The organism is Raineya sp. (assembly GCF_053497555.1).
In genome coordinates, this window is record NZ_JBRCWE010000097.1 from 24549 (window position 1) to 50239 (window position 25691).

Annotated in this window: 26 protein-coding genes; 13 read left to right on the plus strand and 13 right to left on the minus strand. The window is 38.0% G+C overall.

Going from position 1 to position 25691, the window contains the following annotated elements; all coding sequences use genetic code 11:
* Positions 1–7 precede the first annotated feature (7 nt).
* A complete protein-coding gene (locus tag ACWITO_RS12570) occupies positions 8–1393 on the minus strand; it encodes a peptide MFS transporter (RefSeq protein ID WP_448530347.1) in 1386 nt (461 codons plus the stop codon).
* A 153-nt stretch (positions 1394–1546) separates the two neighbouring features.
* Between ACWITO_RS12570 and ACWITO_RS12575 the strand changes: the two genes are divergently transcribed.
* The 3 genes from ACWITO_RS12575 to accB all read left to right on the plus strand — a co-directional run bounded on the left by ACWITO_RS12575 (position 1547) and on the right by accB (position 4279).
* Positions 1547–2071 (plus strand): NADPH-dependent FMN reductase, encoded by a 525-nt coding sequence (locus ACWITO_RS12575; RefSeq protein ID WP_448530348.1) that lies wholly within the window; start codon positions 1547–1549, stop codon positions 2069–2071.
* A gap of 29 nt (positions 2072–2100) precedes the next feature.
* Entirely contained in the window at positions 2101–3636 is a 1536-nt protein-coding gene (locus ACWITO_RS12580; RefSeq protein ID WP_448530349.1) for a cryptochrome/photolyase family protein, read from the plus strand.
* A gap of 154 nt (positions 3637–3790) precedes the next feature.
* Entirely contained in the window at positions 3791–4279 is a 489-nt protein-coding gene (gene accB / locus ACWITO_RS12585; protein WP_448530350.1) for an acetyl-CoA carboxylase biotin carboxyl carrier protein, read from the plus strand.
* A 33-nt stretch (positions 4280–4312) separates the two neighbouring features.
* On the opposite strand, the gene ACWITO_RS12590 is transcribed toward accB, so the two are convergent.
* On the minus strand, positions 4313–4732 hold the full coding sequence (locus ACWITO_RS12590; protein ID WP_448530351.1) for a BLUF domain-containing protein: 420 nt from the start codon (positions 4730–4732) through the stop codon (positions 4313–4315).
* A gap of 78 nt (positions 4733–4810) precedes the next feature.
* Between ACWITO_RS12590 and ACWITO_RS12595 the strand changes: the two genes are divergently transcribed.
* Both ACWITO_RS12595 and ACWITO_RS12600 read left to right on the plus strand, forming a co-directional pair.
* A complete protein-coding gene (locus tag ACWITO_RS12595) occupies positions 4811–5569 on the plus strand; it encodes a YdcF family protein (protein WP_448530352.1) in 759 nt (252 codons plus the stop codon).
* A 52-nt stretch (positions 5570–5621) separates the two neighbouring features.
* Positions 5622–5912: a hypothetical protein gene (locus ACWITO_RS12600; RefSeq protein ID WP_448530353.1), complete on the plus strand. Its 291-nt coding sequence runs from the start codon at positions 5622–5624 to the stop codon at positions 5910–5912.
* 160 nt (positions 5913–6072) lie between these two features.
* Here the strand turns inward: ACWITO_RS12600 and ACWITO_RS12605 are convergent, their stop codons facing one another.
* The 4 genes from ACWITO_RS12605 to ACWITO_RS12620 are packed head-to-tail and all read right to left on the minus strand — an operon-like array spanning position 6073 to position 10230.
* Positions 6073–6879, minus strand: coding sequence for an aminotransferase class IV (locus ACWITO_RS12605; RefSeq protein WP_448530354.1), 807 nt, complete (start codon positions 6877–6879; stop codon positions 6073–6075).
* A gap of 10 nt (positions 6880–6889) precedes the next feature.
* Entirely contained in the window at positions 6890–7192 is a 303-nt protein-coding gene (locus ACWITO_RS12610) for a rhodanese-like domain-containing protein (RefSeq protein ID WP_448530355.1), read from the minus strand.
* Between the two features lie 4 nt (positions 7193–7196).
* On the minus strand, positions 7197–8012 hold the full coding sequence (locus tag ACWITO_RS12615; protein ID WP_448530356.1) for a DUF6263 family protein: 816 nt from the start codon (positions 8010–8012) through the stop codon (positions 7197–7199).
* Between the two features lie 19 nt (positions 8013–8031).
* Positions 8032–10230 (minus strand): carboxy terminal-processing peptidase, encoded by a 2199-nt coding sequence (locus ACWITO_RS12620; protein ID WP_448530357.1) that lies wholly within the window; start codon positions 10228–10230, stop codon positions 8032–8034.
* 124 nt (positions 10231–10354) lie between these two features.
* Between ACWITO_RS12620 and tilS the strand changes: the two genes are divergently transcribed.
* Entirely contained in the window at positions 10355–11671 is a 1317-nt protein-coding gene (gene tilS / locus ACWITO_RS12625; protein WP_448530358.1) for a tRNA lysidine(34) synthetase TilS, read from the plus strand.
* Here the strand turns inward: tilS and mltG are convergent.
* The 5 genes from mltG to ACWITO_RS12650 all read right to left on the minus strand — a co-directional run bounded on the left by mltG (position 11664) and on the right by ACWITO_RS12650 (position 15921).
* Positions 11664–12710, minus strand: a complete 1047-nt coding sequence (gene mltG, locus ACWITO_RS12630; RefSeq protein WP_448530359.1) for an endolytic transglycosylase MltG — start codon at positions 12708–12710, stop codon at positions 11664–11666. The genes tilS and mltG overlap by 8 nt on opposite strands.
* Before the next feature lie 30 nt (positions 12711–12740).
* On the minus strand, positions 12741–13142 hold the full coding sequence (locus ACWITO_RS12635; protein WP_448530360.1) for an OsmC family protein: 402 nt from the start codon (positions 13140–13142) through the stop codon (positions 12741–12743).
* 279 nt (positions 13143–13421) lie between these two features.
* Positions 13422–14177, minus strand: a complete 756-nt coding sequence (hisF, locus tag ACWITO_RS12640; protein ID WP_448530361.1) for an imidazole glycerol phosphate synthase subunit HisF — start codon at positions 14175–14177, stop codon at positions 13422–13424.
* Between the two features lie 71 nt (positions 14178–14248).
* On the minus strand, positions 14249–15190 hold the full coding sequence (locus tag ACWITO_RS12645; RefSeq protein WP_448530362.1) for a YihY/virulence factor BrkB family protein: 942 nt from the start codon (positions 15188–15190) through the stop codon (positions 14249–14251).
* Positions 15191–15315: 125 nt separating this feature from the next.
* Positions 15316–15921 (minus strand): SPOR domain-containing protein, encoded by a 606-nt coding sequence (locus ACWITO_RS12650; RefSeq protein WP_448530363.1) that lies wholly within the window; start codon positions 15919–15921, stop codon positions 15316–15318.
* Positions 15922–15996: 75 nt separating this feature from the next.
* Here ACWITO_RS12650 and tatC point away from each other — a divergent pair, with 75 nt between their 5' ends.
* Positions 15997–16881: a twin-arginine translocase subunit TatC gene (tatC, locus tag ACWITO_RS12655; protein WP_448530364.1), complete on the plus strand. Its 885-nt coding sequence runs from the start codon at positions 15997–15999 to the stop codon at positions 16879–16881.
* 79 nt (positions 16882–16960) lie between these two features.
* Here the strand turns inward: tatC and floA are convergent, their stop codons facing one another.
* Positions 16961–17944, minus strand: a complete 984-nt coding sequence (floA, locus tag ACWITO_RS12660) for a flotillin-like protein FloA (protein WP_448530365.1) — start codon at positions 17942–17944, stop codon at positions 16961–16963.
* A gap of 120 nt (positions 17945–18064) precedes the next feature.
* Here floA and ACWITO_RS12665 point away from each other — a divergent pair, with 120 nt between their 5' ends.
* From ACWITO_RS12665 to ACWITO_RS12690, 6 genes are all read left to right on the plus strand, one after another.
* Positions 18065–18349, plus strand: coding sequence for a hypothetical protein (locus tag ACWITO_RS12665; RefSeq protein ID WP_448530366.1), 285 nt, complete (start codon positions 18065–18067; stop codon positions 18347–18349).
* Positions 18346–19278, plus strand: a complete 933-nt coding sequence (locus ACWITO_RS12670; RefSeq protein WP_448530367.1) for an NAD(P)-dependent oxidoreductase — start codon at positions 18346–18348, stop codon at positions 19276–19278. The genes ACWITO_RS12665 and ACWITO_RS12670 overlap by 4 nt, the downstream gene beginning before the upstream one ends.
* Before the next feature lie 3 nt (positions 19279–19281).
* On the plus strand, positions 19282–20358 hold the full coding sequence (locus ACWITO_RS12675; protein ID WP_448530368.1) for a glycosyltransferase family protein: 1077 nt from the start codon (positions 19282–19284) through the stop codon (positions 20356–20358).
* Positions 20355–21140 (plus strand): hypothetical protein, encoded by a 786-nt coding sequence (locus ACWITO_RS12680; protein WP_448530369.1) that lies wholly within the window; start codon positions 20355–20357, stop codon positions 21138–21140. Before ACWITO_RS12675 ends, ACWITO_RS12680 begins: the two co-directional genes overlap by 4 nt.
* Positions 21141–21311: 171 nt before the next feature.
* Positions 21312–22388, plus strand: a complete 1077-nt coding sequence (recF, locus tag ACWITO_RS12685; RefSeq protein WP_448530370.1) for a DNA replication/repair protein RecF — start codon at positions 21312–21314, stop codon at positions 22386–22388.
* A gap of 70 nt (positions 22389–22458) precedes the next feature.
* Positions 22459–24183, plus strand: coding sequence for an AAA family ATPase (locus ACWITO_RS12690; RefSeq protein WP_448530371.1), 1725 nt, complete (start codon positions 22459–22461; stop codon positions 24181–24183).
* A gap of 35 nt (positions 24184–24218) precedes the next feature.
* On the opposite strand, the gene ACWITO_RS12695 is transcribed toward ACWITO_RS12690, so the two are convergent.
* The gene (locus tag ACWITO_RS12695) at positions 24219–25595 is read right to left on the minus strand and encodes an exonuclease domain-containing protein (RefSeq protein ID WP_448530372.1); all 1377 of its coding nucleotides are present in this window, start codon (positions 25593–25595) and stop codon (positions 24219–24221) included.
* Positions 25596–25691 lie beyond the last annotated feature (96 nt).

Consider the following 25691-nt stretch of genomic DNA (forward strand, 5'->3'; position numbering starts at 1 on the left):
TATTTTATTAGCCTCTGCCGTGCATCATTTTTACGAGCTTGCGAGAGATAGCAAAAAGTACAAGTCCTGCAAGTATGGCAAAGCCTCCAATAGCCGCAAATATTTCTAAAGCTCCTAATCTTTCTACATAGCTGGCAATATAACCGCCCACAATTTGTGCCAAAAATGGAGCTAAAAACCAAACGCCCATTAGCATTGAAGCAAGTTTTACAGGAGCAAGACGCGTAACCATTGAAAGCCCAATAGGCGAAAGACATAGCTCGCCAATGGTATGAAACAGATAAGTAAGCACCAACCACATCAAACTTGCTTTGATATTGACATCTGTACTATTGCCGCCACGCTCCATTACTGCCCCAACCATAAAGAAAAAGCCGATACCCAATAGTACCATTCCCAAGCTCATTTTTACAGGTATGCTCAAATCTTTGCCTTTTTTGGCTAAACTCAACCAAAGTATAGAAAAAAGCGGACCCAAAAAGACAATAAAAAGCGGATTGACAGACTGAAACCAAGAAGTAGGTATGATAAAATCTCCAATTTGGCGATTGATGTAGCTATCGGTGTAAAGGGTTAGCGAACTGCCTGCCTGCTCAAAACCTGCCCAAAAGAACACAGTAAAGATAGTAAGTGTCAGAATAACTGCCATTCTATCGCGTTCTTCCTCAGTAAGCGGCTGATTATGTAGCTCTTGCTCCTCTTTACTTTGAATTTTTATGCCTTTCCCAATGCTTCCGAGCAAGCGAGGTGCCAGCGTATTGAATACAATCTGTCCTAGTAGCATTCCTATACCCGCCGCCAAAAATCCATACTCAAAAGCATAGCGTTCAATAACTTCTTTGCCATCAACTACTTTTTTTACTGCAAATAAATCCTCTGCTAAATAGCCACATACCAAAGGTGCAAAAAATGCTCCTAAATTGATACCCATATAAAAAATGGTAAAAGCACTATCGCGGCGGGGGTCGCCTTGTGGATACAATGCCCCTACAATGGTTGAAATGTTAGGTTTGAAAAAGCCATTTCCAATAATAAGCAGTGCAAGCCCCAGCCAAGTAGCCCAAACCCCTAATTGAGGTGTAGAAGCCAAACTAAATTGCCCAAACATCATCGTAACACCACCTATGAGAATGGCTTTTCTTTGTCCTATGTACCTATCGGCAATGTAACCTCCAATAATGGGTGTCAGATACACAAGCCCTGTGAACCAGCCATAAATAATAGAGGCGTCATCTTTGGCAAATCCCAAACCGCCTTGCATTGCAGTTTTGGAAAGATAAAGCGTAAGAATACCTCGCATACCATAATAACTGAAACGTTCCCACATTTCAGTAAAAAAAAGCAAGAACAGCCCTGGTGGGTGTGCGTTTTTAGAAGTAGTTGTTTCCTGCATATTTTTTGTAGTTTTTTCAGTGTTTAACCCTTCAAAATACAAGGAAAAATTACTTTAATCCAAATTTTTTTGGAAAAATTTGTGCAAAAGCAAACTTTATCTGCCTTTTTGGGTTTTTGAATTGAAAAAAATAAGCAGTCAAATCAGACTTTTATGATAACCATTGTTGTGAGCACCAACCGAAGCGATTCTACTTCTGAAATCATTGCCGAGTATTACCAAAAAGTTTTACAAAGTAAGCAAGCCCAAGCCGAAATCATCAATTTGAAAGATTTACCTCCCGATTTTATTGTTTCGGCTCTCTATGAAAACGAAGGCAAAAATCCAGTTTTTAATGCTTTGCGTGAAAAGGTTTTGGCTTCCGAAAAGCTCATTTTTATCGTTCCCGAGTATAATGGCTCGTTTCCCGGTGTTTTGAAGGCTTTTATAGACGGAATGCCTTATCCCAATGCTTTTATGGATAAAAAAATTGCTCTTGTGGGGCTTTCGGCAGGGGTACAAGGAGGGGCTTTGGCTCTTAGTCATCTCAACGATATTTTTTCTTACCTCAATGCACACGTCTTGGGCTATAAGGTGAAACTTATTCAGATTGAAAAAAATATGCAAAATGAGCAAATAATCAATAATTTTTATTTACAACTCATTGATAATCAGATTGAAAAATTTATCAATTTTTGAAAATTCACCAATAGCTTAGGGCTACGAATATGTTTCAGACACTTCGGCTTATTCTTGGCGACCAGCTCAATAGCAATCATTCTTGGCTCAAAGAAAAAAATGATAAAAGACTCTACGTGCTGATGGAAATTCGCCAAGAAACTGACTACGTGGTGCATCACGTTCAAAAAATTCTTGCTTTTTTCGCCGCTATGCGAAATTTTGCCCAAGAACTGCAAAATGCAGGTCATAAGGTTTTTTATTTTGCATTAGATAATCCTGAAAATAGGCAAGATTTATGCAAAAATTTAGAATTTCTCTTTCAAAAATTTCAAATTCAGCAGTTTGAATACCAACTGCCCGATGAGTATCGTTTGGATAAGCAACTGATAGAATTTTGCCAGAGAATTTCTATTCCGAGCCAAGCCTTTGATACGGAGCATTTTTTGAGCCAAAGGGAAGAAGTAGCCAAGCATTTTGGGGCAAAAAATTATCTTTTGGAAAGTTTTTATCGCAAAATGCGAAAAAAGTACAATATCCTTATGGAAGGTGATGAGCCTCTTACAGGACGCTGGAACTATGACGCTGAAAATCGCAAGAAGTATAACTACCAAGTTCCACTGCCCCAAGAGCCGTATTTCCAAAATGATGTAAGCGATTTGATTGAACTGCTACAAAAGGAGAATGTTCAGACAATTGGTTTTTTGCCCGCTGGCAATATTTTGAACACGCCTATTTCACGCCAGCAAGCCTTGAAACTTTTGGAACACTTTGTAAGCAATCTGCTTCCACATTTTGGTACTTATGAAGACGCTATGCATACGCAAGAGCCGCATTTGTTTCATTCGCAACTTTCTTTTGTTTTGAATGTAAAAATTTTACATCCTTTGGAAGTTTTACAGAAAGCGATGGAGGCTTGGCAAAGTAATTCCCACAAAATTTCTATAGCTCAAATTGAGGGTTTTGTCCGACAAATTTTGGGCTGGCGTGAGTATATGCGTGGTGTGTATTGGGCTAAAATGCCCGAATATGCTCAAAATAACTATTTTGAACATTCCGCTCCTTTGCCTTCTTGGTACTGGACGGGCAAAACCCGTATGAATTGTGCCCGATACGCTATTACGCAATCTTTGCAAGAGGCATTTGCTCATCATATCCAAAGACTTATGGTTACGGGGAATATAGCTTTGCTTTTGGGCGTTTCGCCTGACGAAGTGGATAAATGGTACTTGGGAATTTACCGAGACGCTATTGAATGGGTTGAAATCACCAACACCAGAGGTATGAGCCAATATGCCGATGGCGGCTTGGTAGCAAGCAAACCTTATGTGGCTTCGGCAAATTATATGGATAAAATGAGCAACTACTGCGAAAATTGCTACTACGACAAGAAAAAAAGACACGGCGAAAAAGCCTGTCCCTTGAATAGCCTGTATTGGGAGTTTCATTATCGGCACCGAGAAAAACTTGCTAAAAACCAGCGTATCGGAATGGTGTATCAGATGCTTGCCAAAATGGATAGCACAGAATTGCAGAAAACCATAGAGCAAGCTCAATCCTATAAAAATAACGCCGAAAACTTGTAAAGCCAGAAAAGGTAAAGTAGGCATTCAAACTTCAATATGCAATCAGTTCTGAATAATTGCAGAAAAATTTAGAAACCTTGTTTTGTTTTTACAAGAAAACCTTGCATATTTGAGGCACTTTGCAAAAGAGTATTTTCACCAAAATTTTTTCGCAATGAAAGCCAAAGAAATCCGTGATTTGATAGATTTTATCGCTCAATCGCCGCTTGATGAAGTACATATTGAAACCGATGAGTTCAAAATTAGTGTAAAAAGGCATAGCGGCGTAGCTAAAATGGAACTGCCTACGGCTTCAACACCTGTTGTAGTGCCTACGGCGGTGGCTACTACGCCTGCTGTGGTAGCTCCGCAAACAGAAACGCAACCTGCAAGCACCGAAAGCAAACCTACCTCATCAGGCAACTACCTGACTATCAAATCGCCTATGATTGGAACGTTTTACAGGGCTCCCAAACCCGATGCTCCTAATTTCGTGAATGTCGGTGATGAAATTAAGCCCGGACAAGTAGTCTGTATTGTAGAGGCAATGAAACTTTTCAATGAAATTGAATCGGAAGTAGCAGGGCGTATTGTAAAAGTTTTGGTAGAAAATGCCAGCCCTGTGGAATACGACCAACCTCTGTTTTTAGTTGAACCACTCTGAAAAGAAAACCTTCCGCTTGGGAAGGTTTTTTGCTTATTTGAAAAAAAGCTGAATAATTTTACTTACTCTTTCTGCCGAGCTTGCTTTGCCTGAAAGTATGCTTTCAAATTCTTCGCTTTCGGCGGCACTCATTTGCGATTTGAAATCTACCTTGTTCAAATCTACGGATTTGCCTGCCATTTGCCAACTTGGAAAATTTCGCTCTTTTACAGGCACTAAACCCAGCATAATAGCCTCTGAATGACGCGAATCTAACTTGATTTTGTCGTAAAGGGCTAATAAGTGGCTCAATTCGCCTTCAATACATTGTAAAAACTTTTCTTTGGAATACAACAGAACGCCAGTAATGTTCTTTTTGGCGTTGTTTTCTACACTGACTTGTAAAATCTTTTCAATATCCGCGTCGCTACACTTCGGCGACCGTTTGCTTACATAAAATAATTGTGCTAACATAGCTTTTTCTTTTTTTCATCTAAAACTGCCAAAAAGTAAAATTGTTTGCGTACCTTTCTGCTTTCAAACAGAAAAGATATGTTTTACATTCTTTCCAAAACGCTATTTTATTTCCTAATGCCACTCACTTGGGTACTGATTTGCTTTGCGATAAGTATTTTTGCAAAAAGTTCTAAACGCAAACAAAAGTTTTTTTATTGGGGAGTGGGCTTGCTTTTATTTTTTACCAACCCTTTTTTTATCAACGAGGCTCTTTTGGCTTGGGAAGTACCTGCTACGCCTTGGGAAAAAGTGGGAAATTATGAGGTAGGCATTTTACTTACGGGCATTTCAAACGCACAGAAACAGCCTGCTGATAGGCTTTATTTGAACAAAGGGGGCGACCGCCTCACGCATACGCTTATGCTCTACAAAATGGGTAAAATCAAGAAAATTTTGATTTCAGGCGGACATTTTTTTGAAAAAGATATTCAAGAGGGTAAAGAAATTAAGAAAATCTTATTGCTGGCGGGTGTACCTGAAAGTGATATTATTTTGGAAGAAAAATCGCTGAATACTCGTGAAAATGCCCTTTTTTCCGCCAAAATTTTACAAAAGCAGTTTCCTAATCAAAAATATTTGCTAATAACTTCGGCTTTTCATTTACGGCGAGCCAAAGGTTGTTTTGAAAAGGCAGGCGTTCAGGTGGAAGTGTTCTCGGTAGATTTTTATAGCCAAAACCGCAGTTGGCTACCTGCGGCTTGGCTGGTACCTAATGAAAAATCGCTTTACTATTGGTATGTACTTTTGCACGAAATCGTGGGCTTTGCAGTCTATAAAATCGTGGGATATGCCTAAATTATTTTGTTTTTTGGTGATTTTTTGCTTATATTTGGAAAATTAGTTTCTTATGCTTACCACCGAACAACACCGCAAATTAGAGCAACTCAAAACGGAGTTTGGGCTTTCAAGTTATGAAGCCTTGCACATTCTTTTGCAAATGGAACAAAATGAGGCTTTACGCAATCTTACAGCCTTGCTAATGGTAGGAGATAACCCGATTAGAATGGCTTATCAGCAATTTTCGCAACAAGACTTTTCTAAAATGAGTGAGGCTATCGGTAGTATGATTAGCAATATTTTCAAAAAAGTTGAGGTTACCAAAAACAAAGAAAACCCTGATAGCAAGGAAAAACCTTGAAGTTTAGAGTTCAAGCGTTTAAGGACTTTACTGCTCACACTCTTTGTGTCAGAAATCAATTATCTAAAAACCTGTTTCCAGTTTCTCTACTGCAAATTGTGGAAATACTTATAGGCTACATATACTCAATACTCTGTACTCAATACTCAATACTCAAAAATCAGGCTTCTATCAACTTTCTGATAGCTTGTAGAAACTCGTGATTGGTTTTGTAGTGTTGGTTTTCAATTTGCTCAATGGCTTCAATACCTGCTACATTACTTGTAAAGATAGTTGTTGCCATTAACATTTCTTCTTTGCAAAAAAAACTTTCCTTAGCCTCTATGCCATTTTCATCGCAAAAATCTAAAATCACACTTCGCATAATTCCTTTTTTGCCGCCACAAAAGAGGGCGGGAGTATAAACACGCTCATCTGTAAGCCAGAAAATATTGGAAACCAAAGCATCGGCAATATTTCCGTGGCAATCCAGCAAAATAACTTCATCGGCTTTTTGTCTGTTTTTTTCTATGCCTGCTAGTACGTAAGGTAAGGCACTACAAGTTTTATAGGGCGAAATAGAGGAATTTACGAGAGGAACTTGGTCAAAAAAAATAGCTTTGGATTTGATGAGAGGCTTGGGCGTATGAGGAAAAGCACGCACTAGCCACGATATTTCGTTTTTTTCGGGGGCATACCAGCCTGCACTATCCCTCCAGATATTGATTTTGATACGAAAAGTGTCTGTAAAACCATTTTTTTTGGCTACTTGCCAAATGGATTTTTCCAGAAAATCCATTGTGAAAAAAGCAGGCTTTTCCAGCGAAAGAGCCTGCATTGCTTCACAAAGCCTTTGGTAATGTTTTTCCCAAAAGAAAATTTTGCTTTTCCTTACTATAAGGGTTTCAAAAATGCCATCGCCGTACTCAAAAGCACGATTGGAGGCGAAATTTTCAGCAAAAACGCCATTGAGTAAAGCAAAATTCATTGTAAATGATTTATCCGTATTGCTCCAAATAAAGGCTAATGCCACCAATTAAGTTTCTGACATTCTGAAAACCTTTGCTTTGCAAAAATCTTTTAGCATTTTCGCTTCTGGCACCCGAACGACAATGCACAATGATTTCTTTTTCTTTCCAATCTTCAATTTCTGCAAGGCGTTGGGGCAATTCGCCCAAAGGAATGAGCTTACCATTGAGGTTTTCTTCTTCGTATTCCCAAGTTTCGCGTACATCTAAAATTTGTAAATTCTCTCCTTTTAAGAGCCTTTCGTTGAGTTCTTTGGCTTCAATATCTTGCATATCCTTACATTTTGGTTGTGGCTTTGATAGTATTATCCAATTTCATTTCCATACCTTGCATTTGCATATTCATTACTTGCTTAACATTACTTTCTGTGGCAAGACCTGTCTTGATATTTACTTTTATAGTTCCATTGGTTTCGCCTTGCTCTTTGTTATCAATGTAAATTTTTCCTTTTACTTCTAATTCTGCAATTTCGTTGTTAATGGAAATGAGTTTGTAGGTGGTTTTGGTTTTGATTTCACCCACTTGTTCATTTTTATTAGAAGTTTCTCCTGTCCAAGAGTCGCCTATGCCTATTGGATTTTCGGGGTATTCTATGTTTTGTTGCGAACTTGCATCAGGCAGATTTTTATCCATTTGTACTTCAATGATTTTACCCCTTGGGCTAATTATCATCTTAAATTTAGAACCTTTTATATCTTTCAAATTTCCAAGTTCAGCGGGTTGCTTGGCAGGATTATCAGAATCAAACTCCATATCGCCCATTGGTGAGGATTGCTTCATATAAATTTTTTCATAAGTAGCCTCGTGAGTTTGGTTGCCATTGGAGGCTATATCAGTAACAAGCACTTTCATAGTTAAACTTTGTTTTTGAGGTATTTGCATACCCATAGCTTCTATGTTCATATCCATATCAAGGGATTGGGTATAGGAAGTTCCTTTGGGCAAATTGTAGCGTAAAAGAACTTTACCCACCGCTTGCGGAGCAGTATTTTCAGAGGTTTCTTGATTTTTTTTCTTTTTCTTTTGAGCAAAACTTTCGTTGAAGTTTGTCAAAACTACAAAAGCGAGCAGAAAGATGAATAAACGTTTCATAAAATTGTACTTTTTAGGTTTATGAATTGAGCTTGATTAAATCTAAAAGCACTTGAATAGCATTTTTCTTGTACAAATCTTTGATATTTTTGTACTGCTCCACAGGTTTAATTTTGGGCTTGCTTTCGGTATTTTCTTCGTTATTTTCGCTATCTTTTTTCTCTTCGGGTTTGTTTTCTTCGTCTTCTAAATTGCTGGTTTGCTCTTCAAGTTCTTTGCGTTCTTTTTCAAGTTTTTCTTTTTCGGCTTTGCGTTTGGCTTCATTGAGAGAAATTAGGGTTTCTTTGCGTCTTTGGCGTGCCTTTTCGGTACTTGCAATGAGTTTTTTCAAGTCTTCATCTGTTTTTAGACGTTTTTGGAAATTGTTTTGCAAAGCAACCAAAGTTTTACTTTTTACTTCATTGGTAGGTTTGAAAGAACTTGCAGGACTGATTTCGTCCCAAGGCAAAGACGTAGGATAAGAGGCTTCGCTAAGCTCGTTGGCTTCAAAAGGACTGGGTAAAAGAATATCAGGCGTTACGCCTTTATTTTGTACACTGCTACCCGAAGCCCGATAATATTTGGAAACGGTGAGATTGAGCTGTCCTATTCCAGTGCTATTGGGGTTCGGGTTGCTTTCATTAGGCAAAAAGCGAGCTAAATCTACAACATTTTGCACCGTACCTTTGCCATAGGTGCTTTCCCCAACAATTACACCTCTTTTATAGTCTTGAATAGCCCCTGAAAAAATTTCGGAAGCCGAAGCACTGAAGCGATTGGTCATTACCACCAAAGGACCCGCATACACTTGCGTAAAATCATCTGTATCGCCAACGCTTATTCTGCCGTTGGCATCTTTAATTTGCACTACTGCACCACCTTTGATAAACAAACTGGTCAAATCAATAGCTTCTTTGAGCGAGCCACCGCCGTTGTAGCGTAAATCTACAATGATACCTTCTACTTTTTCGGCTTTTAGTTCCTCTAAAAGTTTCTTGACATCGTTGGTGGTGCTTTTGTAATCTTTTTTACCTTCGCGATATTCATCAAAATTGATATAAAAAGCAGGAATACTAATAATGCCGATACGGCGTTTCTTTTTACCCTCTTCAATTTCAATGATTTGCTTGGTGGCAGATTGTTCCTCAAAAGTGATTTTTTCGCGTATCATACGCACTTCAATAGGTTTGGCGGCGGCACCATCGCGAGCAGGCAAAATTTTTAATCTTACTACGGTACCTTTTTTGCCACGAATAAGCTGAACAGCTTCATCTACTCGCCAGCCTACAATATCTACCATTTCGCCATCATCACCTTGGGCTACGGCAATAATTCTATCATTTTTGAAAATCTTTTTACTCTTGAAAGCAGGACCGCCCGGTCTTACTTCTCTGATAACAATATAATCATTTTCGCTGGATAGTACTGCTCCAATTCCTTCCAGAGAGCGTTTCATTGAATTGTTGAAATTATCGGCATTGAGCGGCGAAAAATAATTGGTATGAGGGTCATAAGCCATAGCAAGAGCGTTCATATACGTCTGGAAAACGTCTTCTACGGTGGTTTTTAGCAAGTTTTTCTTGAAATTTTCATAGCGTTTTTCTAGTTTGCTTATACTTTCTTCTACTTTTTCGCCTGAAAGTTTTCCTTCTAAAATACTATTTTTGAGCAGTTTTCGCCATTCATTATCGGCTTCCTGCATATTTTTGGGAAAAGGCAGTTTTTTGCGGTCAGTTTCAAAATATTCGTCTTGGCTGAAATCAAATTTTTCTTTCAGCAGAGCTTTGTTACGCTCCAAACGCTCCAAAACTCGCTTCATATAACGATTGTAAATGAAGTAAGCCGTATTCAGATTGTTTTTTTCCTGACGCAACTCGTCATCAAGCGTATATTTGAACTTACTGAACTCATCAATATCGCTTTGGAGCAAATACAAACGATTTTCGTCTAAATCTTTGATGAAATTATCCCAAATCATTTCTGAAACCTTGTCGTCAAGGTTCATTCGTTTGTAATGTCTATTGACAATCAGGGCTACAATAGTAGTAGCTTTTCTTTCGTAATGAGCAGTAGGTTTGAGCTGAAAAGTATCTAAACTAACAAAAACTTTATTTTCTTTGGAAAGAACAAACAAATCAGCCGAGGGCATATCTTCTGCTTGCTTGTATTTTTGAATACCCCATTGTACCGCCCAAGCTGTCAGAATGGCAACAGGTAGAGCTATTAAGAATTTACGCATAAGAAACATTTTGGCAAGAATTAAATGAAAAACGTTTTTGCAAAGTATGCAAATAACGTGCAAATTAAATTTTTGTTGCAAACAAATTTTCTATGCAAATTTACGAAAAAATTTCACTTTGCCAATGAATTTGCTCAAAGACTTGCAGGCGTATATTATCCGGGAAAATTTGTTTGTAAAGCAAGATAAAATTCTTGTGGCAGTGAGCGGCGGCGTGGATTCGGTGGCTTTGCTTCATTTGTTACATCTTTTGGGTTATGAGATAGGAGTAGTACATTGTCATTTTGCTCTACGAGTCGAAGCCGATAAAGAGGCTGAACTTGTCAGAAATTTAGCTGAAAAACTGCAAGTCCCTTTTTATTTCCAAAAGTTTGAAACGGCACGTTTTGCCCAAACAGAAGGCATTTCTATTCAAATGGCGGCTCGCAGACTTCGTTACGATTTTTTTGAGCAAATTCGTCAGCAAGAGCATTACAAGTATATTGCTACGGCACACCACCTCAACGATAGCTTGGAAACGGCTATTTTCAATTTTTCCAAAGGTACGGGCATTGCAGGTTTGCGAGGCATACTGCCAAAAAATGGTTTTATTGTTCGTCCTTTGCTTTTTGCAAGCAAGGCAGAAATTATGCAGTATGCTCAAAAACAAGGTTGGCAGTGGTTGGAAGATAGCTCTAATGCGTCTTGCGATTATACACGAAATTTTATTCGGCACAACATTTTACCACTTTTAGAGCAAATCAACCCGAATATTTTGCAAAACTTTTCCGAAACCGCTCAAAGACTGCTTTCTACCGAAAAAATTTGGCAAAATAAACTGCAAGAAATTCAACAAAAATACATTCAGGAGCAAGGGGAAATTTGCCAAATATGTTTTTCAGATGAGATTGATGTGGTGATTTTACATCATTTTTTGGAAAAATGGGGGTTTTCGTTTCGGCAGTGCCAAGATATTTACGAAAGCAAGCAGGTAGGAGCAGAATTTTTTTCTCAAACCCATTGGCTTGTAAGAGATAGAAAGGCTTGGATAATTGTACCGATAAGTTTTTATCAAGACGAAAATAGTTCGTTTGAATTGATAGAAAATAATATTTTGAAAACAAAATACTTTGAATTACAAAGTAAAACTTTTGAAAATTCCAACTTTATTGCAAAGAATGAGCCAAACGAGGCTTATTTTGATGCTGAGAAGTTAGAATTTCCTTTGTGTGTGCGTGTATGGCGTATGGGGGATAGGTTTCAGCCTTTGGGAATGAAAGGTAAAAAGAAAATCAGTGATTTTTTAGTAGATTGTAAAATTCCTAAAAACTTGAAAAAGCGAATCTTTGTAGTAGAAAGCGGCAAAGAAATTATCTATGTAGCGGGTTTACGAAGCAGTGAATATGCCAAAGTAAGCCCCGAAACACAAAAAATATGCAAACTCACTTTCCGATTTATTTGATACCTTTTTCGCTAAGAGCCTTTTGGTAAAGACGAGCATTTCGGTTATGTTCGGCAAGGGTTTGAGCAAAATTGTGATAACCCGAAAAGTCTTCTCTGGCACAAAAATAATAGTAATCGTGCTTTTCGGCATTGAGAACAGCCTCAATAGAGCTAATATCGGGGAAATTGATAGCTCCCGGCGGCAGCCCCGTGTATTTGTAGGTATTGTAAGGCGAATCAATGCTTAAATGGCTATTTAAGAGGCGTTTGATAGTAAAATCTTGATGAGCAAAAATTACGGTAGGGTCTGCTTGAAGTAAATCGTTTTTTGCCAAACGATTCAGATATACGCCTGCTATGCGTGGTTTTTCATCGTTTTTGGTTGTTTCAGCTTGTACAATAGAAGCTAAAATCATCACTTGTGTAGGCGAAAGACCAAGATTTTGGGCTTTTTGCTTGCGTTCTGTGTTCCAAAATTTTTGATATTCCTTGTACATTCTGTCCAAGAGTTCTTGGGCGGTGGTTGTCCAATAGACTTCGTAAGTGTTGGGAATGAAAATAGTGCCAATGGTATAAGTATTTAGTCCGTATTTTTGGGCAACGGCTTCACTTTGTAAAAGAGCCAGCAGTGTATCTTTGGGGATAGGCAACTGCTCGCTGATACGCTCTGCCAAATCTTCTTTGGTGCGTAAGTTGTTGAAAGTAAGCCTTATGGATATTTGCTGACCGCTACGCAATTTACGAATTACAGAAACATTGCTTTCGTTGGGTTCAATGAGATAAGCACCTGCTTTTACGTGTTGCTGATAGTTCATTAGTTTGGCAATGAAAGCAAAAGAAACTACATTGTTGATGAGTTGCTCACGTTTTAGAATTTGAATAAGACCTTGAAAGTCAGTGCCTTTGGGAATATACAAAATTTTATTTTGTTTGTTTTCGCCCGATTGAATATTCAAATTTCCACTATAAAGGGCTTGATAAGCATAAAAAGCAAATGAGGCAAGCAAAATAGCAAGTACCACGAAGGTAATCATCAAAAATTTGGGTAGCTTTTTCATAGTTTATGATAAAACTTGGTTCTAAAAGAGTTAGGCGATATGGGTTTCTATGATATTTTCGCCCGATTTGAGAATTTTTGAAACAGGACAGGCATCGGCAATGTGTTTGAGCCGTTCTCTTTGCTCATTGCTCAACGATTTTTCAAAACGAATATGGCGAAGAAAATGAGCTTTTTTTGTGCCATTTTCGTTGATTTCTTTGATATTTACTTCAATGAGAATAGTACCCAATTGCCAATTTTTGCGTTCTGCGTACATACGCAGTGTAGCCAGCGTACAAGAAGCCAGACTCGCACAAAGCAATTCGTGGGGATTCATTCCCTTATCTTTGCCACCTATGCTTTCGGGTTCATCAGAAATAAGGGTGTGTTTGCCATTTTGAATGGTAACTACATAATTCTCGTTTTCTAAAATAGCTTGTACTTTTTCCATATATTTTGGAGTTTTGAGTTTTGTGAAGGTTTGAGGTTCAAGGTTTGAGGTTCAAGGGTTTGAAGTTTGAGGTTGAACTTTTGAACTTTGAACTTTTGAACTTTGAACTTTGAACTTTTGAACTTTGAACTTTTGAACTTTTGAACTTTTGAACTTTGAACTTTTGAACTTTGAACCTTTTGAACTTTGAACTTTTGAACTTTGAACTTTTGAACTTTGAACTTTTGAACTTTGAACTTTGAACTTTGAACTTTGAACTTTTGAACCTTTAACCCATTATTACTTCCTCACAGAAACGTTATTTTGACTTAAAAAGTTTTTAAGCGAGCTTATCAAGATTTCGCCAAAATGAAACACACTTGCCGCCAGTGCCGCATCGGCTTTGCCTTGCCGAAAAACTTGCAAAAAATCTTCTTGCTTTCCTGCCCCGCCCGAAGCAATCACAGGAATAGGTACACTTTCAGCAATTTGGGCGGTAATGGGTACATCAAAACCTTTTTTTGTACCATCGGCATCCATTGAAGTCAGCAATATTTCGCCTGCCCCTCGCTGATACACTTCTTTTGCCCAAAGCATAGTTTGCAGAGAGGTCATCTTTTTACCTCCGTGTGTATGAACGTAGTGCGTGCCTTCTATGTTTTTGGTATCAATGGCTACTACCACACATTGTGAGCCAAACTCTTGGGCAAGTTCATTGATGAGTTCGGGATTGCGAACTGCCGCAGAATTGATAGAAATTTTATCTGCACCTGCCTGTAAGAGAGCATACACGTCAGATTTATTGCCAATACCTCCGCCTACGGTAAAAGGAATATTGAGTACAGAGGCAATTTCTTTTACCAAACTGATAAGCGTACCTCTGTTTTCAAGCGTTGCATTGATGTCCAAAAACACAAGTTCATCAGCTCCTGCTTGGGCATACTTTTCGGCAAGTTCTACGGGGGTGCCCGCATCAACGAGATTGACAAAATTTACTCCTTTTACGGTTCTGCCGTCTTTGATATCCAAACAGGGAATTATTCTTTTGGTGTGCATTTGAAAATTTTTAGACCTGCAAAAATAGCGAAGCCAATTGATTTTTCCAAAAAGCAATTTTTCTTGTTTTCTTACTCAATTTTCTGAAAATCGTAAGTAGTTTTTTTGGCTTCCAACCAACTGGCATTTAGTTCAAAGCCTAAAATGAGTAAAAATGAGAGCAAATAAATCCAGAGCATAAGGGCAATGAGCGTTCCGATAGAGCCATAGAGTTTGTTGTAGCTGGCAAAATTTTCTAAATAAAATGAAAAAAGATTGGTGGTAAGTATAGCACTGATAGAAGTGAAAATAGAACCTATGGAAACAAAACGCCATCTATTGTGGCTGGCGGGAGCAATGTAGTAAATCAGTGAAATGACAAAGAAAAAAACAGAAAAAGCTATGATATATTTAGAAATCACTAAAAGCCACCATAAAAAAGTATCGTTCAGAAAGCCCCATTTCAAAAGGGTTTTTAAGGCAAAACGACTGCCTATCAGAATAACCACAGCAAAAAGAAAGGTGAAAGAAATAATGCCTGTCAGGTATAAAGCAATGAGTCTTTGCCGCCAAAAACTGCGTTTTTCAGCATACAAAAAGGTTTTGTTAAAGGCTTGAATAAGAGCCGACATTCCATTGGTAGCGGTATAAAGCGTAAAAAGGAAACTTACAGAAAGCAAATCGGTACGTTTGTTGGAAAGAATATCACTGATAGTAGCTTCTACAAACTGAAAAATCTCTTTGGGAATATTGTAACGAACAAAATTCATTACCTGCCCATAATTTAGCGGGGTGTAGGGAATGAGCGTGAGCAAGAAAAGTAAAAAAGGAAACAATGAAAGCGTAAGGCTAAATGCCACCGAACTTGCCCGAATATGCAAATCGTTGTTGAGCAAGTTTTTGAGTAAAATTTTTCCAAAGGTATAAAAAGGAACTCGGATAGACCTACCTATGTGCCAATCGGAAAGCCAATTATCCAAACGAATAAACCACTTCTTGCCTATTACGTACTTGCGAAGAAAGCGTTGGAACATTGAGTTGAAATGGGCTATTTTGAGGGTTTGGGATATATTCTAAAAGATTTATTTCATATTTCCATAATCTTTTTTCCTGCCTCTTTTTTCCTGTTTCTTTACTGCAAACTATACCTAAAAATTACCTATTTTTGCCCCTTTTTCAGTTTATCTTCAGCCTCTTTTCTGCGAAGCATAATCAGTTCATCAGGGGTAGCTTTTTTAATGACGGTTACTATATCAGGAACGATGATAGCTTCGGGGAAACGTTTTTTGAGCTGTCGGTATAGCTCACGGGCATCTTCGCGTGTGAGAAAATCACCGACTTTTACACGATAATTGGGGCGGTCGTAATGCAAGTAGGCTTGGTCGTCAAATTTCATATTCAGGCACATACCCCGAATACGTTGAGCCTCGTCGCGGTCTTTGCCTGCATATACTTGCACACGGAAACCGGGCTTTTCTAATTTTACCGTAACCTCTTCGGGTTTATAGTCTAAAATTTTATTCAAATTAGCAGTAATGGCATAGTTGAAATTTAGTGCTGAATCGGGCAAATTGGTATTTTCAATATTTCTAACTACTTCATAAACTTCGTGCTTGCCTTTGAAAATGGGCTTTTGGTACTGATAAGTAGGCAAGTATCGTTCAATGGAGTCTGAAAAGTTGATTTCGCTTTCTTTTTTATTTTTTTGGGCAAAAGCATTTCCCAAAGCTACACATAACATTAGCGAAAAAATAATTTTTTTCATAGAGCAAAAAAGACTTTTCACAAAAATAGCGGTTTTCTTTGAAAAATCTGTAATTTTGCCAAAAATTTTTGCTCAATGGCAGAAAAAAAGGAAATGACTTTCTTGGAACACTTAGAAGAGCTACGCAAACATCTTATTCGCTCTGTAATTGTAGTGGTGGTACTGATGATTGTAGCTTTCGGATTTACTGAATTTATTTTTGAGGAGGTGCTATTTGGTCCTGCCAAAGCCGATTTCTGGACTTACCGCAAGATGTGCGAATTGGGACGCTGGCTTGGCTCGGAGGGGCTGTGCGTAGGGGCTAATCTCAATTTTGTAAATTTTGCTATTACAGGACAATTTATGACACACATCACTTCGGCAATTGTGATAGGTTTGGTTTTGGGATTTCCGTATATTGTTTGGGAAATTTGGCGTTTTGTGAAGCCCGCTTTATACGAAAAAGAGCTAAAAGCAACCAAAGGAGTGGTTTTTTATATTGCTTTGCTTTTTGCCATAGGAGTTTTATTTGGGTATTTTATACTCACGCCTATATCGGTGAATTTTTTGGCTACCTATAAAATTTCTTCTCGTATAAATCCTAATCTTGAATTTGATTTGCATAGTTACGTTTCTATTGTTACTTGGCTTACGCTGATTAGTGCTTTGATGTTTCAGCTACCTATGGTGGCATATTTTTTGGGAAAAGTAGGTTTACTAACGGCTTCGTTTATGCGTAGCTATCGCCGCCATAGCATTGTGGGAGTTCTGATACTTGCGGCAGTTATTACGCCCACAGGCGATATTTTTTCGCAGTTGATAGTGGCTTTGCCTTTGTATGTGCTATATGAGGCAAGTATTTTTATTGTAGCTCGTGTAGAAAAGCAAGAAAAAGCATTGGAAAAAGCCCAAGAAATTCAATATACGCAAACTATTCCGCCACAAACCCCTACGCCTCGCTTAGACCAGATGTTGGAGTAGGATTTTGATAATGAAAGCGACCATATCGCTAAAAGCAATATGGTCGCTTATGGTTATAATTAAGGAATTTTGACGCTTTCTAATCCTTATCTGAAACCGTATCGGGGTTGCCTGCGATAGAATCTCTCATTTTGGTATCAGCAATGATGTTTTTCATTCGGTAATAGTCCATAATGCCCAAATTGCCCGATTTGAACGATTCGGCGATAGCTTTGGGAATTTCGGCTTCGGCTTCAATTACTTTGGCACGTGCTTCTTGGGCTTTGGCTTTCATTTCTTGCTCAAAGGCAACCGCCATAGCACGGCGTTCTTCGGCTTTGGCTTCAGCGATTTTCAAGTCGGCGGCGGCTTTATCAATTTGCAGTTTTGCACCGATATTTTCTCCTACATCAATATCAGCAATATCAATGGAAAGAATTTTGAAGGCAGTACCAGCGTCCAGCCCACGGGCAAGCACTACTTTGGAAATAGCATCAGGATTTTCAAGCACAGTTTGATGGTTATCAGCAGAACCAATAGAAGTAACAATACCTTCGCCTACACGAGCCAAAATGGTATCTTCCCCTGCACCACCAACAAGTTGTTGGAGATTGGCTCTTACCGTGATACGAGCTTTTACAATTAGCTGGATACCGTCTTTGGAAACTGCCGTAACATTAGGCGTATTGATAACACGAGGATTTACAGAAACTTGTACGGCATCAAATACATCTCTACCTGCCAAATCAATAGCTGTAGCTTGTCGGAAAGAAAGGTCTAAACCTGCTTTATCGGCTGAAATCAGGGCACGAATTACATTTTGCACATTTCCACCTGCCAAATAGTGGGTTTCCAAATCATCAGCGGTTACCTGAATACCTGCTTTGTGAGCAGTAATTAAGGATTCTACAATGGCACGAGGTGGCACACGGCGAATACGCATAAATATCAGACGCAAAAGCCCAATCGGTACGCCTGAAAATAATGCCGTAACCCATAAATTTACAGGTACAAAGTACAAAAAAATAAAGAAACCGATAATCCCCGCAACGAGGAAAACAAGAAATGAATTTTCAAAATCCATACTTTTTTAGTTTTTAGGTTGTTTTCACTGCAAACTAAATTTTTTACAAGGAAAAACAAAATTTTTGGGTATTTTTTTACAGAAACAAGGCAAATTGTTAGTTTTGCAAAAAAAGAAGGTATGAAAAAAATACTTACATTTTCATTGATTTTACTTACCGCTTGCGGTGGCAGTAAAGAAGAAAAAAGCCAAAAAGGGGACTGGAACGATAAAGATACGGCTAAATTTATTGAAAACTGCACTGAAAAATACAAGAAAGACGAGGTGATGAAAGCCGCAGGTGCCGATGTATCAGAGCTTTGTAAGTGTATGGCAGAAAAAGCCCAAAGCTATTACGATAGCCCAAGTGCCGTAGGAAAAGCAGGTGAAAACAAACTTTTGGACGAGTGCTTCAAAATCCGATGAAATTCCTCATTGTTGATGATTTGCACCCTTTTCTGATTGATGTTTTTGAGCAAAAAAACATTCCGTATAGTTACGAACCTACTATTTCGCCCCAAGAAATTACAGAACGTTTGCAAGATTTTGAGGCAATTATTATTCGTAGCAAAATACACCTGAACCAAGCTATTTTAAGCAAAAACCCGCAACTCAAACTCATTGTAAGGGCAGGCTCGGGGCTGGATAATATTGATGTAGATTTCGCAGAAAAACAAAAAATTCATCTTATCAATGCTCCCGAAGCCAATTGTGATGCTGTTGCGGAGCATTGTCTTGCAATGCTCCTTACACTGATGAATAAAATTCATATCGCCAACGAACAAGTAAAGCAAAAAATTTGGCGTAGAGAAGCCAATAGGGGGGTAGAGTTGCAAGGTAAAACCATAGGAATTATCGGCTACGGGCATACGGGAAAGGCTTTTGCCAAAAGGCTGAGCGGTTTGGGGGTGAAAATTCTTTCTTATGACCGAAACCCTGGAAAAGCGGATAACTACGCTCAAATGACAAATCTTGCTCACATTCAGCAAGAGGCTGATGTGATTTCTTTGCACGTTTCGCTTAATGAGCAAAGCAGAAAAATGTTTAATCAGGATTTTATAGAAAGTTGTTCAAAGCCTTTTTGGTTACTCAACTCGGCAAGGGGGGAAGTAGCAGATTTGGAGGCGATTGCTAATGGTTTGGAGCAAGGCAAAATCTTGGGAGCAGGGCTGGACGTCTTGGAAAATGAAAAATTAGACACGCTTTCTCCTAAGCAAGAAGCTACTTTTCAGAAATTAGCTTCTATGTCCAATGTCATTCTTACACCTCATGTGGCAGGTTGGACAAAAGAGTCTTACTTGAAAATTAGTCAGGTACTTGCCGAAAAAATAACAAAGTACATAGATAACTTGTAAAAAATGGCAAAATTTTTATTTGTTGTACAAGGCGAGGGCAGAGGGCATCTTACGCAGGCTCTTGCTTTGCAAGATATTTTGCACAATGCAGGGCATAAGGTTGTGGCTGTATTGGTTGGTAAAAGTTACAGGAAAATTCCAGATTTTTTTATTGCCAAAATGCAAGCCCCTTTGCATTATTTTGAAAGCCCTAATTTTGTCAAAGATAGCAATAATCGTAGCATACTGATAGGGAAAACTATTTCTTACAATTTGCTCAAAACTCGCACTTTTTTTGCAAGTATGCGAGAACTTTCGGCTTATTACGAGCAATACCAGCCTGATGTAATTATCAATTTCTACGACCTTTTGGCAGGTTTCTATAATTTGTTTCACAAAACTCCTGCTCCTATGGTGGTGGTAGGGCATCAGTTTTTTTTGCAACACCCCCAATTTGAATACCCCCAAGGACACAAGGTAGAAAAATTTTTACTCAACCTCAACACCAATCTTACAGCACACAAAGCCAAACTCAAATTAGCTCTTTCTTTTGCCCCCTACCTTTCCGATTACAAAAATATCAAAATTGTACCGCCACTGCTTCGTAAAGAAGTGCTTTCGCTTTCGCCTGAAACGCAAGATTTTATTTTGTGCTATGTGAATAATGATGGCTATGGAGATGATATTATTGCTTGGCACAAGCAAAACCCTGATGTAAAATTGGAATGCTTTTGGGATAGAAAAAACGCTCCTGAGGTTGAACATTTCAGCGAAAACCTGACTTTTCATCAAATCAGTGATACTAAATTTTTGGAAAAAATGAGAACTTGCCGAGGTTTGGTAACTACGGCAGGCTTTGAGTCGGTTTGTGAGGCGATGTATTTAGGCAAACCTGTAATGATGATGCCCGTAGAAGGGCAATTTGAGCAAAGTTGTAACGCTCTTGACGCCCAAAAAGCAGGTGCGGGTATTGTAAGCAAAGATTTCAATATTACGCCTTTTTTGAACTATTTAGAAAGTTACCAGCCCACTACTCAAATGCGTGATTGGGTGCAAAAAGCTCCCCAAATGTTTGTAGAAAGTTTGGAGAAAATACTATGACTACTGAAATACGCAAAGCTCTGCGAAAAAAACTTACCCGATTGCTTAAAAAGCATAAAAAACTGAAAATCTTTTGGAGTACCGCAAAAAGTTTTTTTGATATGCGTATCCAAACACCCAAAGGTAGAAACATCTTGCTTCCTTATGCTTATTATCAATTTTTTCAGCAGAAAATTTTTCAGATTATAGATTTTCCTGAGTACGCCTTGGATAGAACTTCTGCTTTCAAAAGTGCAGGCTCGGGTAAAATATATATCGGTAAGAAAAAGCAAATTATTGGGGAATATAAATTTTCTACCAATTGCGGCAATTTGGAACATTTGGAAAAACCAAAAGAGGAACTTGAAAATCAAAATTTTTATTTTGATTTTGACGATAAATTTCGTTTGGCAAAATACAATAAAAATTTTGAGATAGAACTTTGGTTGCGTTATGATTATCTTTTTGAGTTAGATGTATTTTCGGCGGAATTTGTCGCTACACCCAAAAATGAAAACAATACCAAAACTTTCAGAATTTCTAAAAAAGCCCAAAATTACTGGATTGAAACGGCAAGGATATTTTCAAAACCTTTGTATGCCCAAGAAAAGCACGAATTTTATAGCCCGCCTACTATCTCAAAAATACATAAATATCGCTTTCCCAAGCAAGCTATTTGTAAGCCTTTTTTATTTGGTATCAATGTAAGTTCTAAAATCATAGCCCCCAATCAGATGCTTATCACTTTGCACCGCGATTACGAGTATATCAATTTTAAGCGAGAAAGTATGGTTTTACTCTAAAATTTGTTAGTGAATATTTGAAAGCAAGCTATTTTAGGTTCAAAGGGTTTAAGGGTTTGAGGTTCAAAGGTTGAAAGGTTTAAGAGTTCAAAAGTATAAACCTCAAACTTCAAACCTAAAATCTCAAATTTTCCAAACCTACTTACATAAAAAATTTCATGACAAGTTCTAATGAAACATCTTGCAGTACGTGAAATTTCATTGCATAATTTCAAAAATTATCAAAAGCGAGAATTTAGCTTTTTGGCTTCGCATACGCTTGTATTGGGTAGAAATGGCATTGGAAAAACCAACCTTTTAGATGCCATTTATTTTCTTTCCCTTACCAAAAGTGCCTTTCATAGCGATAGACAGCTCATTTTACAAAATGAAAATTTTTGTCGGATAGATTCTCTTTGGCAAGAAAACGAAACTCTGCACAAACTCACGGCTATCTATGCTCCCCCCGAAAGAAAGCGTTTTATCCTTGATGATTACACTTTTCCCACGCTTGCAGAATACATCGGACGCTTTCCTGTGATAATGATTGCCCCCAACGATACCGACCTCATACGAGAAGGTAGCGAAGAACGCAGACGCTTTGCCGATACTATTCTTTGCCAAACGGATAAACACTATTTACAGGCACTATCGCAATACAATTATTTACTCAAACAACGCAATAGCCTGCTTGCACAAACCCCTTTTCCGAAAAGCTCTTACAAACTTTTGGAGGTGTATAACGAACAACTCTTGCCTTTGAATGAGAAAATTGCCCAAAAAAGAAGAGATTTTGCAAGCATTTTAGCCCCACTTTTGGAAAAAAATTATATCGAGATTGCACAAAAAAATGCCCAAGTGGAAATTTTGTATGAAACGGATTGCTTACAAGAGGACTTTCAGGTTTTATTTCAGAAATCTTTGGAAAAAGATATTGTCTTGCAACGCACTGCTTTGGGCATACACAAAGACGATTTCTCTTTTCTACTCAACACCAATGCGATCAAGAAATTTGGCTCACAGGGCGAACAAAAAACCTTTGTGATTGCCCTTAAAATGGCTGTTTTTGAGTTTCTGAAAGAAAAATTACAAATTACACCAATTCTACTGCTTGATGATATTTTAGACAAATTGGACGAAACGCGTACCTTTCAGCTTTTGCAGAAAGTTATGCAAAAGCCTTTCGGACAAGTTTTACTTACAGAAGCCAATCCCAAACGCTTGGAGCAAATTTCTGCCTTGCAAATCTGGCAGAAAATTGAAATTTGAATAACTTATTTCTATATTTGTTGAAAAGGTTTCTACGAAAGGCTTTTATACTCAACAAATTAAACCTTCTATGTCCGAAAAAGTGTTTTTCCCTTACGGAATAAGCAATTTTGCACAAATAGTAACACAGAATTATGTGTATGTAGATAAAACCGCCTATCTGGAATTATTTGAAAAAAGTCAGGAAAAGTTTGTGATATATCTTCGCCCTCGCCGTTTTGGCAAGAGTTTGTTTTTATCGCTTTTAGAGCATTATTACGACCTCAACAGGAAAAATGAATTTGAAAGCCTATTTGCCAAGTATTATATTGGTAAAAACCCTACGGCTTTTGCTAATAGCTATCGGATTTTGTTTTTCAATTTTAGTGCAGTAGATACTACAAGCTATCAAAAAAGCTATGAAGGTTTTTTAGACGAAGTGAGAAGTAAAATCAAGGCTTTTCAGCGTTATTACGAAGTGTTTGATAAAGATGATTTCCAAGATATTATCAGCCAAAAAAGCCCTGAAAAAATATTACGTAACTTTTGCAATTTGTATCCTGATAGAAAAACCAAAGTTTTTTTACTCATAGACGAATACGACCACTTTGCCAATGAAATTTTACTTAGAAATATTGATGAGTTCAAGAAAAGTGTTTCGCTTAATGGCTATGTTCGTAAGTTTTACGAGGCTATTAAAAATGGTACTCAATTGGGTGTAATTGATAGGTTTTTTATCACGGGAGTTTCTCCTATTACGCTAGATAGCCTAACGAGTGGCTTTAATATTGTGAAAAATCTCACCCATCACAAAGAATTTGAGGTAATGATGGGCTTTTCTGAAAAAGAAGTAAAAGACTTATTGAGCCTTGTCTTAAAAAATAAAAGGAAACAATCCCAAGTTTTGAAAGACCTACAAAGCTACTATAACGGATACAATTTTTATCCAATGAGCCGTGAAAATATCTATAATTCGGATATGGTTTTGTATTTTTTGGATAATTTCAAACAACAGGGGCAATATCCACGCCAAATGCTGGACCCCAACATAGCCCCTGATTATGGAAAACTGAAAGCAATGTTTCAGGTGGCTAATTGGCAAGCGAATGTTTCTGTTTTAGAGGAAGTTTTAGAAACTGGAATAGTAGAAAGCGAGCAGATATATCAATTTAGCTTTGAAAAAGCATTTGGCAGAAAAGAGTTTGTTAATTTTTTGTTTTATTTGGGAAATTTAACTTTTGGGAAGATTTATCCCAATGGAATGATAGCCTTCAAAATTCCCAATAAAGTGATTAGTGAGCTTTATTGGCAATATTATTCCGAAATTTTACAAAATCAGGCACATTTACAAAACCTGCAAGATGATGTCCAGCGGGCAGTTTCAGAGATGTCTTTGAGTGGTAATAGCCAAAAGTTTTTTTCACTTATAGAGCGATTGCTCCAAAATCTTTCCAATCGTGATTTTCGTCAGTTTGATGAAAAGTATGTCAAGCTCGCAATGATGGCATATCTGGTGCAGGCAAATATTTTTGATGTTCGTAGCGAAAGAGAAATGAGCGGAGGGGGATATTTGGATTTGAGGTTATTCATAAAACCCAATAACCCTTTCAAGCATCATCAGTTTGTGATTGAGTTGAAATATCTGAAAAAAGAACAAACATATTTGCTTTCTGAAACCCTGCAAGAAGCTAAAAATCAAATTTTGAGTTATTACAGGCAAGATAAGGTTTTGCAAAGTAAAGAAATGTTGCATTTGCTTGTGGTAGTGGTGGTAAAAGATAAAATTTTTGTGGAAGAAGTAGAAAAATCATTGTGATGAGCTACAGTATCGCTATTAGTGGGATTTTGTTATCAAAAATAAATCACCTTATCTTGCGAGGTTTCCAAGTATTGCCGAATAATTTTTTGGGAATCTTGCGTATCAGTTTGTTTTTGGATAAATGATTTGAGGCTCTTGGCATCTGAGATAGTTTCCAAAATTTCCTTATCTATAAAGCCAAAACCTGAGTATAAGCCATTTTCTATCCAGACCAAAGATTTTTCGGTATAGGTGCGACCTTTGCCAATAATGCAGAAATTAGGCTTTTTGAATTGGCTTAATTGAGCGATTACTTGCTCTACTCGTTTGTTGTACTCTTCAAATGGTTCTTGGCTTATACAAGCCCCTGCACACTCGCCCACACGATACCCAAAGCAAGCTCCTGCGTGCCTGTACATATCGCATAGCTTTTGGCAGAGCCTCTGTTTTTGCTGATATTTCTCTATGATAGCACGAGCTATGGCACTGCTTTCTGTAAAATAAATAGGTGTTTTTTCGTTCTTGATTTTATCGGCGTATAAATGCAAATAGCCTTCGCTATCTTTGTGTACAAAAATGCCATAGAGATATTTATCACGTCTTTGAGCCTTATTGAAGCGAGGTTTATATTTTTTTATCTCTGCCGATTCTAATAATAAAGCGACCAGTTCGCTACCTGTAATTTCGTAGCTAATATCTGCAATGGTTTCTTTGAGTGCCGAGTGTTTGCGGTTTTTGCTAAAAAGTTGAAAGTGGGAAGCAATCCGTTTGCGTATATTACGACTTTTGCCTACATAAACAACGCTACCTGCTTCGTCGTGGAAATAATACACTCCTGTTTCTTCGGGTAAGTCGCTTACTTGCTCTTGCGTGATTTTGGGCGGAAGTGTTGGGAATTTGATTTCAGCCTCAATGATGTCGCTTTCTACGTGAGAGCGATTGATTTGCACAAGACGCGTAAGTAGTTTGGCGGTGGCTTCGGCATCGCCTTTGGCTCGGTGGCGTTCGTGGATTTTTATTCCCAAACTTTCGCAAAGCCTGCCAAGTGAATAAGAAGGCAGGTTGGGAATGAGCTTTCGGCTCAGGCGTACCGTGCAGAGTGTCTGACGCTGATAGTTGTAGCCTAAACTGCGAAACTCGTTTTTTAGGAAAGAATAATCAAACTGCACGTTGTGGGCTACGAAAATCTGTCCTTCGGTAAATTGCACAATTTTTTTGGCAACTTCATAAAATTTGGGGGCATCGGCTACCATAGCATTGCTGATGCCTGTGAGTTTGGTGATAAAATCAGGGATATAGCGTTCTGGGTTGATAAGCGAGCAGAAAGCATCAACAATTTTTTCGCCGTCGTGCAGATAAATAGCTATTTCTATGATTTTGTCGTAATCGGGCTTACTACCTGTGGTTTCTATATCAACAATGGCAAACATTCAAGGTGCTGGTTCAAATAATTCAAGTAAAAAATTTTGGTAATTATTGGCGTTCAATAAGTTTAAATGTTCAAGGGTTTGAGGTAAAAGTTTTAC

Bases quoted from the DNA above. Each gene is read 5' to 3' on its own strand.
- mltG (WP_448530359.1), bottom strand. From the start codon at position 12,710: ATGAAAAAGCTACCCAAATTTTTGATGATTACCTTCGTGGTACTTGCT.
- ACWITO_RS12570 (WP_448530347.1), bottom strand. From the start codon at position 1,393: ATGCAGGAAACAACTACTTCTAAAAACGCACACCCACCAGGGCTGTTC.
- ACWITO_RS12690 (WP_448530371.1), top strand. From the start codon at position 22,459: ATGTCCGAAAAAGTGTTTTTCCCTTACGGAATAAGCAATTTTGCACAA.
- ACWITO_RS12595 (WP_448530352.1), top strand. From the start codon at position 4,811: ATGTTTTACATTCTTTCCAAAACGCTATTTTATTTCCTAATGCCACTC.
- ACWITO_RS12610 (WP_448530355.1), bottom strand. From the start codon at position 7,192: ATGCAAGATATTGAAGCCAAAGAACTCAACGAAAGGCTCTTAAAAGGA.
- tatC (WP_448530364.1), top strand. From the start codon at position 15,997: ATGGCAGAAAAAAAGGAAATGACTTTCTTGGAACACTTAGAAGAGCTA.
- hisF (WP_448530361.1), bottom strand. From the start codon at position 14,177: ATGCACACCAAAAGAATAATTCCCTGTTTGGATATCAAAGACGGCAGA.
- ACWITO_RS12620 (WP_448530357.1), bottom strand. From the start codon at position 10,230: ATGCGTAAATTCTTAATAGCTCTACCTGTTGCCATTCTGACAGCTTGG.
- accB (WP_448530350.1), top strand. From the start codon at position 3,791: ATGAAAGCCAAAGAAATCCGTGATTTGATAGATTTTATCGCTCAATCG.
- tilS (WP_448530358.1), top strand. From the start codon at position 10,355: ATGAATTTGCTCAAAGACTTGCAGGCGTATATTATCCGGGAAAATTTG.
- ACWITO_RS12695 (WP_448530372.1), bottom strand. From the start codon at position 25,595: ATGTTTGCCATTGTTGATATAGAAACCACAGGTAGTAAGCCCGATTAC.
- ACWITO_RS12645 (WP_448530362.1), bottom strand. From the start codon at position 15,190: ATGTTCCAACGCTTTCTTCGCAAGTACGTAATAGGCAAGAAGTGGTTT.
- ACWITO_RS12680 (WP_448530369.1), top strand. From the start codon at position 20,355: ATGACTACTGAAATACGCAAAGCTCTGCGAAAAAAACTTACCCGATTG.
- ACWITO_RS12635 (WP_448530360.1), bottom strand. From the start codon at position 13,142: ATGGAAAAAGTACAAGCTATTTTAGAAAACGAGAATTATGTAGTTACC.
- ACWITO_RS12665 (WP_448530366.1), top strand. From the start codon at position 18,065: ATGAAAAAAATACTTACATTTTCATTGATTTTACTTACCGCTTGCGGT.
- ACWITO_RS12650 (WP_448530363.1), bottom strand. From the start codon at position 15,921: ATGAAAAAAATTATTTTTTCGCTAATGTTATGTGTAGCTTTGGGAAAT.
- ACWITO_RS12675 (WP_448530368.1), top strand. From the start codon at position 19,282: ATGGCAAAATTTTTATTTGTTGTACAAGGCGAGGGCAGAGGGCATCTT.
- ACWITO_RS12605 (WP_448530354.1), bottom strand. From the start codon at position 6,879: ATGAATTTTGCTTTACTCAATGGCGTTTTTGCTGAAAATTTCGCCTCC.
- ACWITO_RS12615 (WP_448530356.1), bottom strand. From the start codon at position 8,012: ATGAAACGTTTATTCATCTTTCTGCTCGCTTTTGTAGTTTTGACAAAC.
- ACWITO_RS12575 (WP_448530348.1), top strand. From the start codon at position 1,547: ATGATAACCATTGTTGTGAGCACCAACCGAAGCGATTCTACTTCTGAA.
- recF (WP_448530370.1), top strand. From the start codon at position 21,312: ATGAAACATCTTGCAGTACGTGAAATTTCATTGCATAATTTCAAAAAT.
- ACWITO_RS12670 (WP_448530367.1), top strand. From the start codon at position 18,346: ATGAAATTCCTCATTGTTGATGATTTGCACCCTTTTCTGATTGATGTT.
- ACWITO_RS12580 (WP_448530349.1), top strand. From the start codon at position 2,101: ATGTTTCAGACACTTCGGCTTATTCTTGGCGACCAGCTCAATAGCAAT.
- ACWITO_RS12590 (WP_448530351.1), bottom strand. From the start codon at position 4,732: ATGTTAGCACAATTATTTTATGTAAGCAAACGGTCGCCGAAGTGTAGC.
- ACWITO_RS12600 (WP_448530353.1), top strand. From the start codon at position 5,622: ATGCTTACCACCGAACAACACCGCAAATTAGAGCAACTCAAAACGGAG.
- floA (WP_448530365.1), bottom strand. From the start codon at position 17,944: ATGGATTTTGAAAATTCATTTCTTGTTTTCCTCGTTGCGGGGATTATC.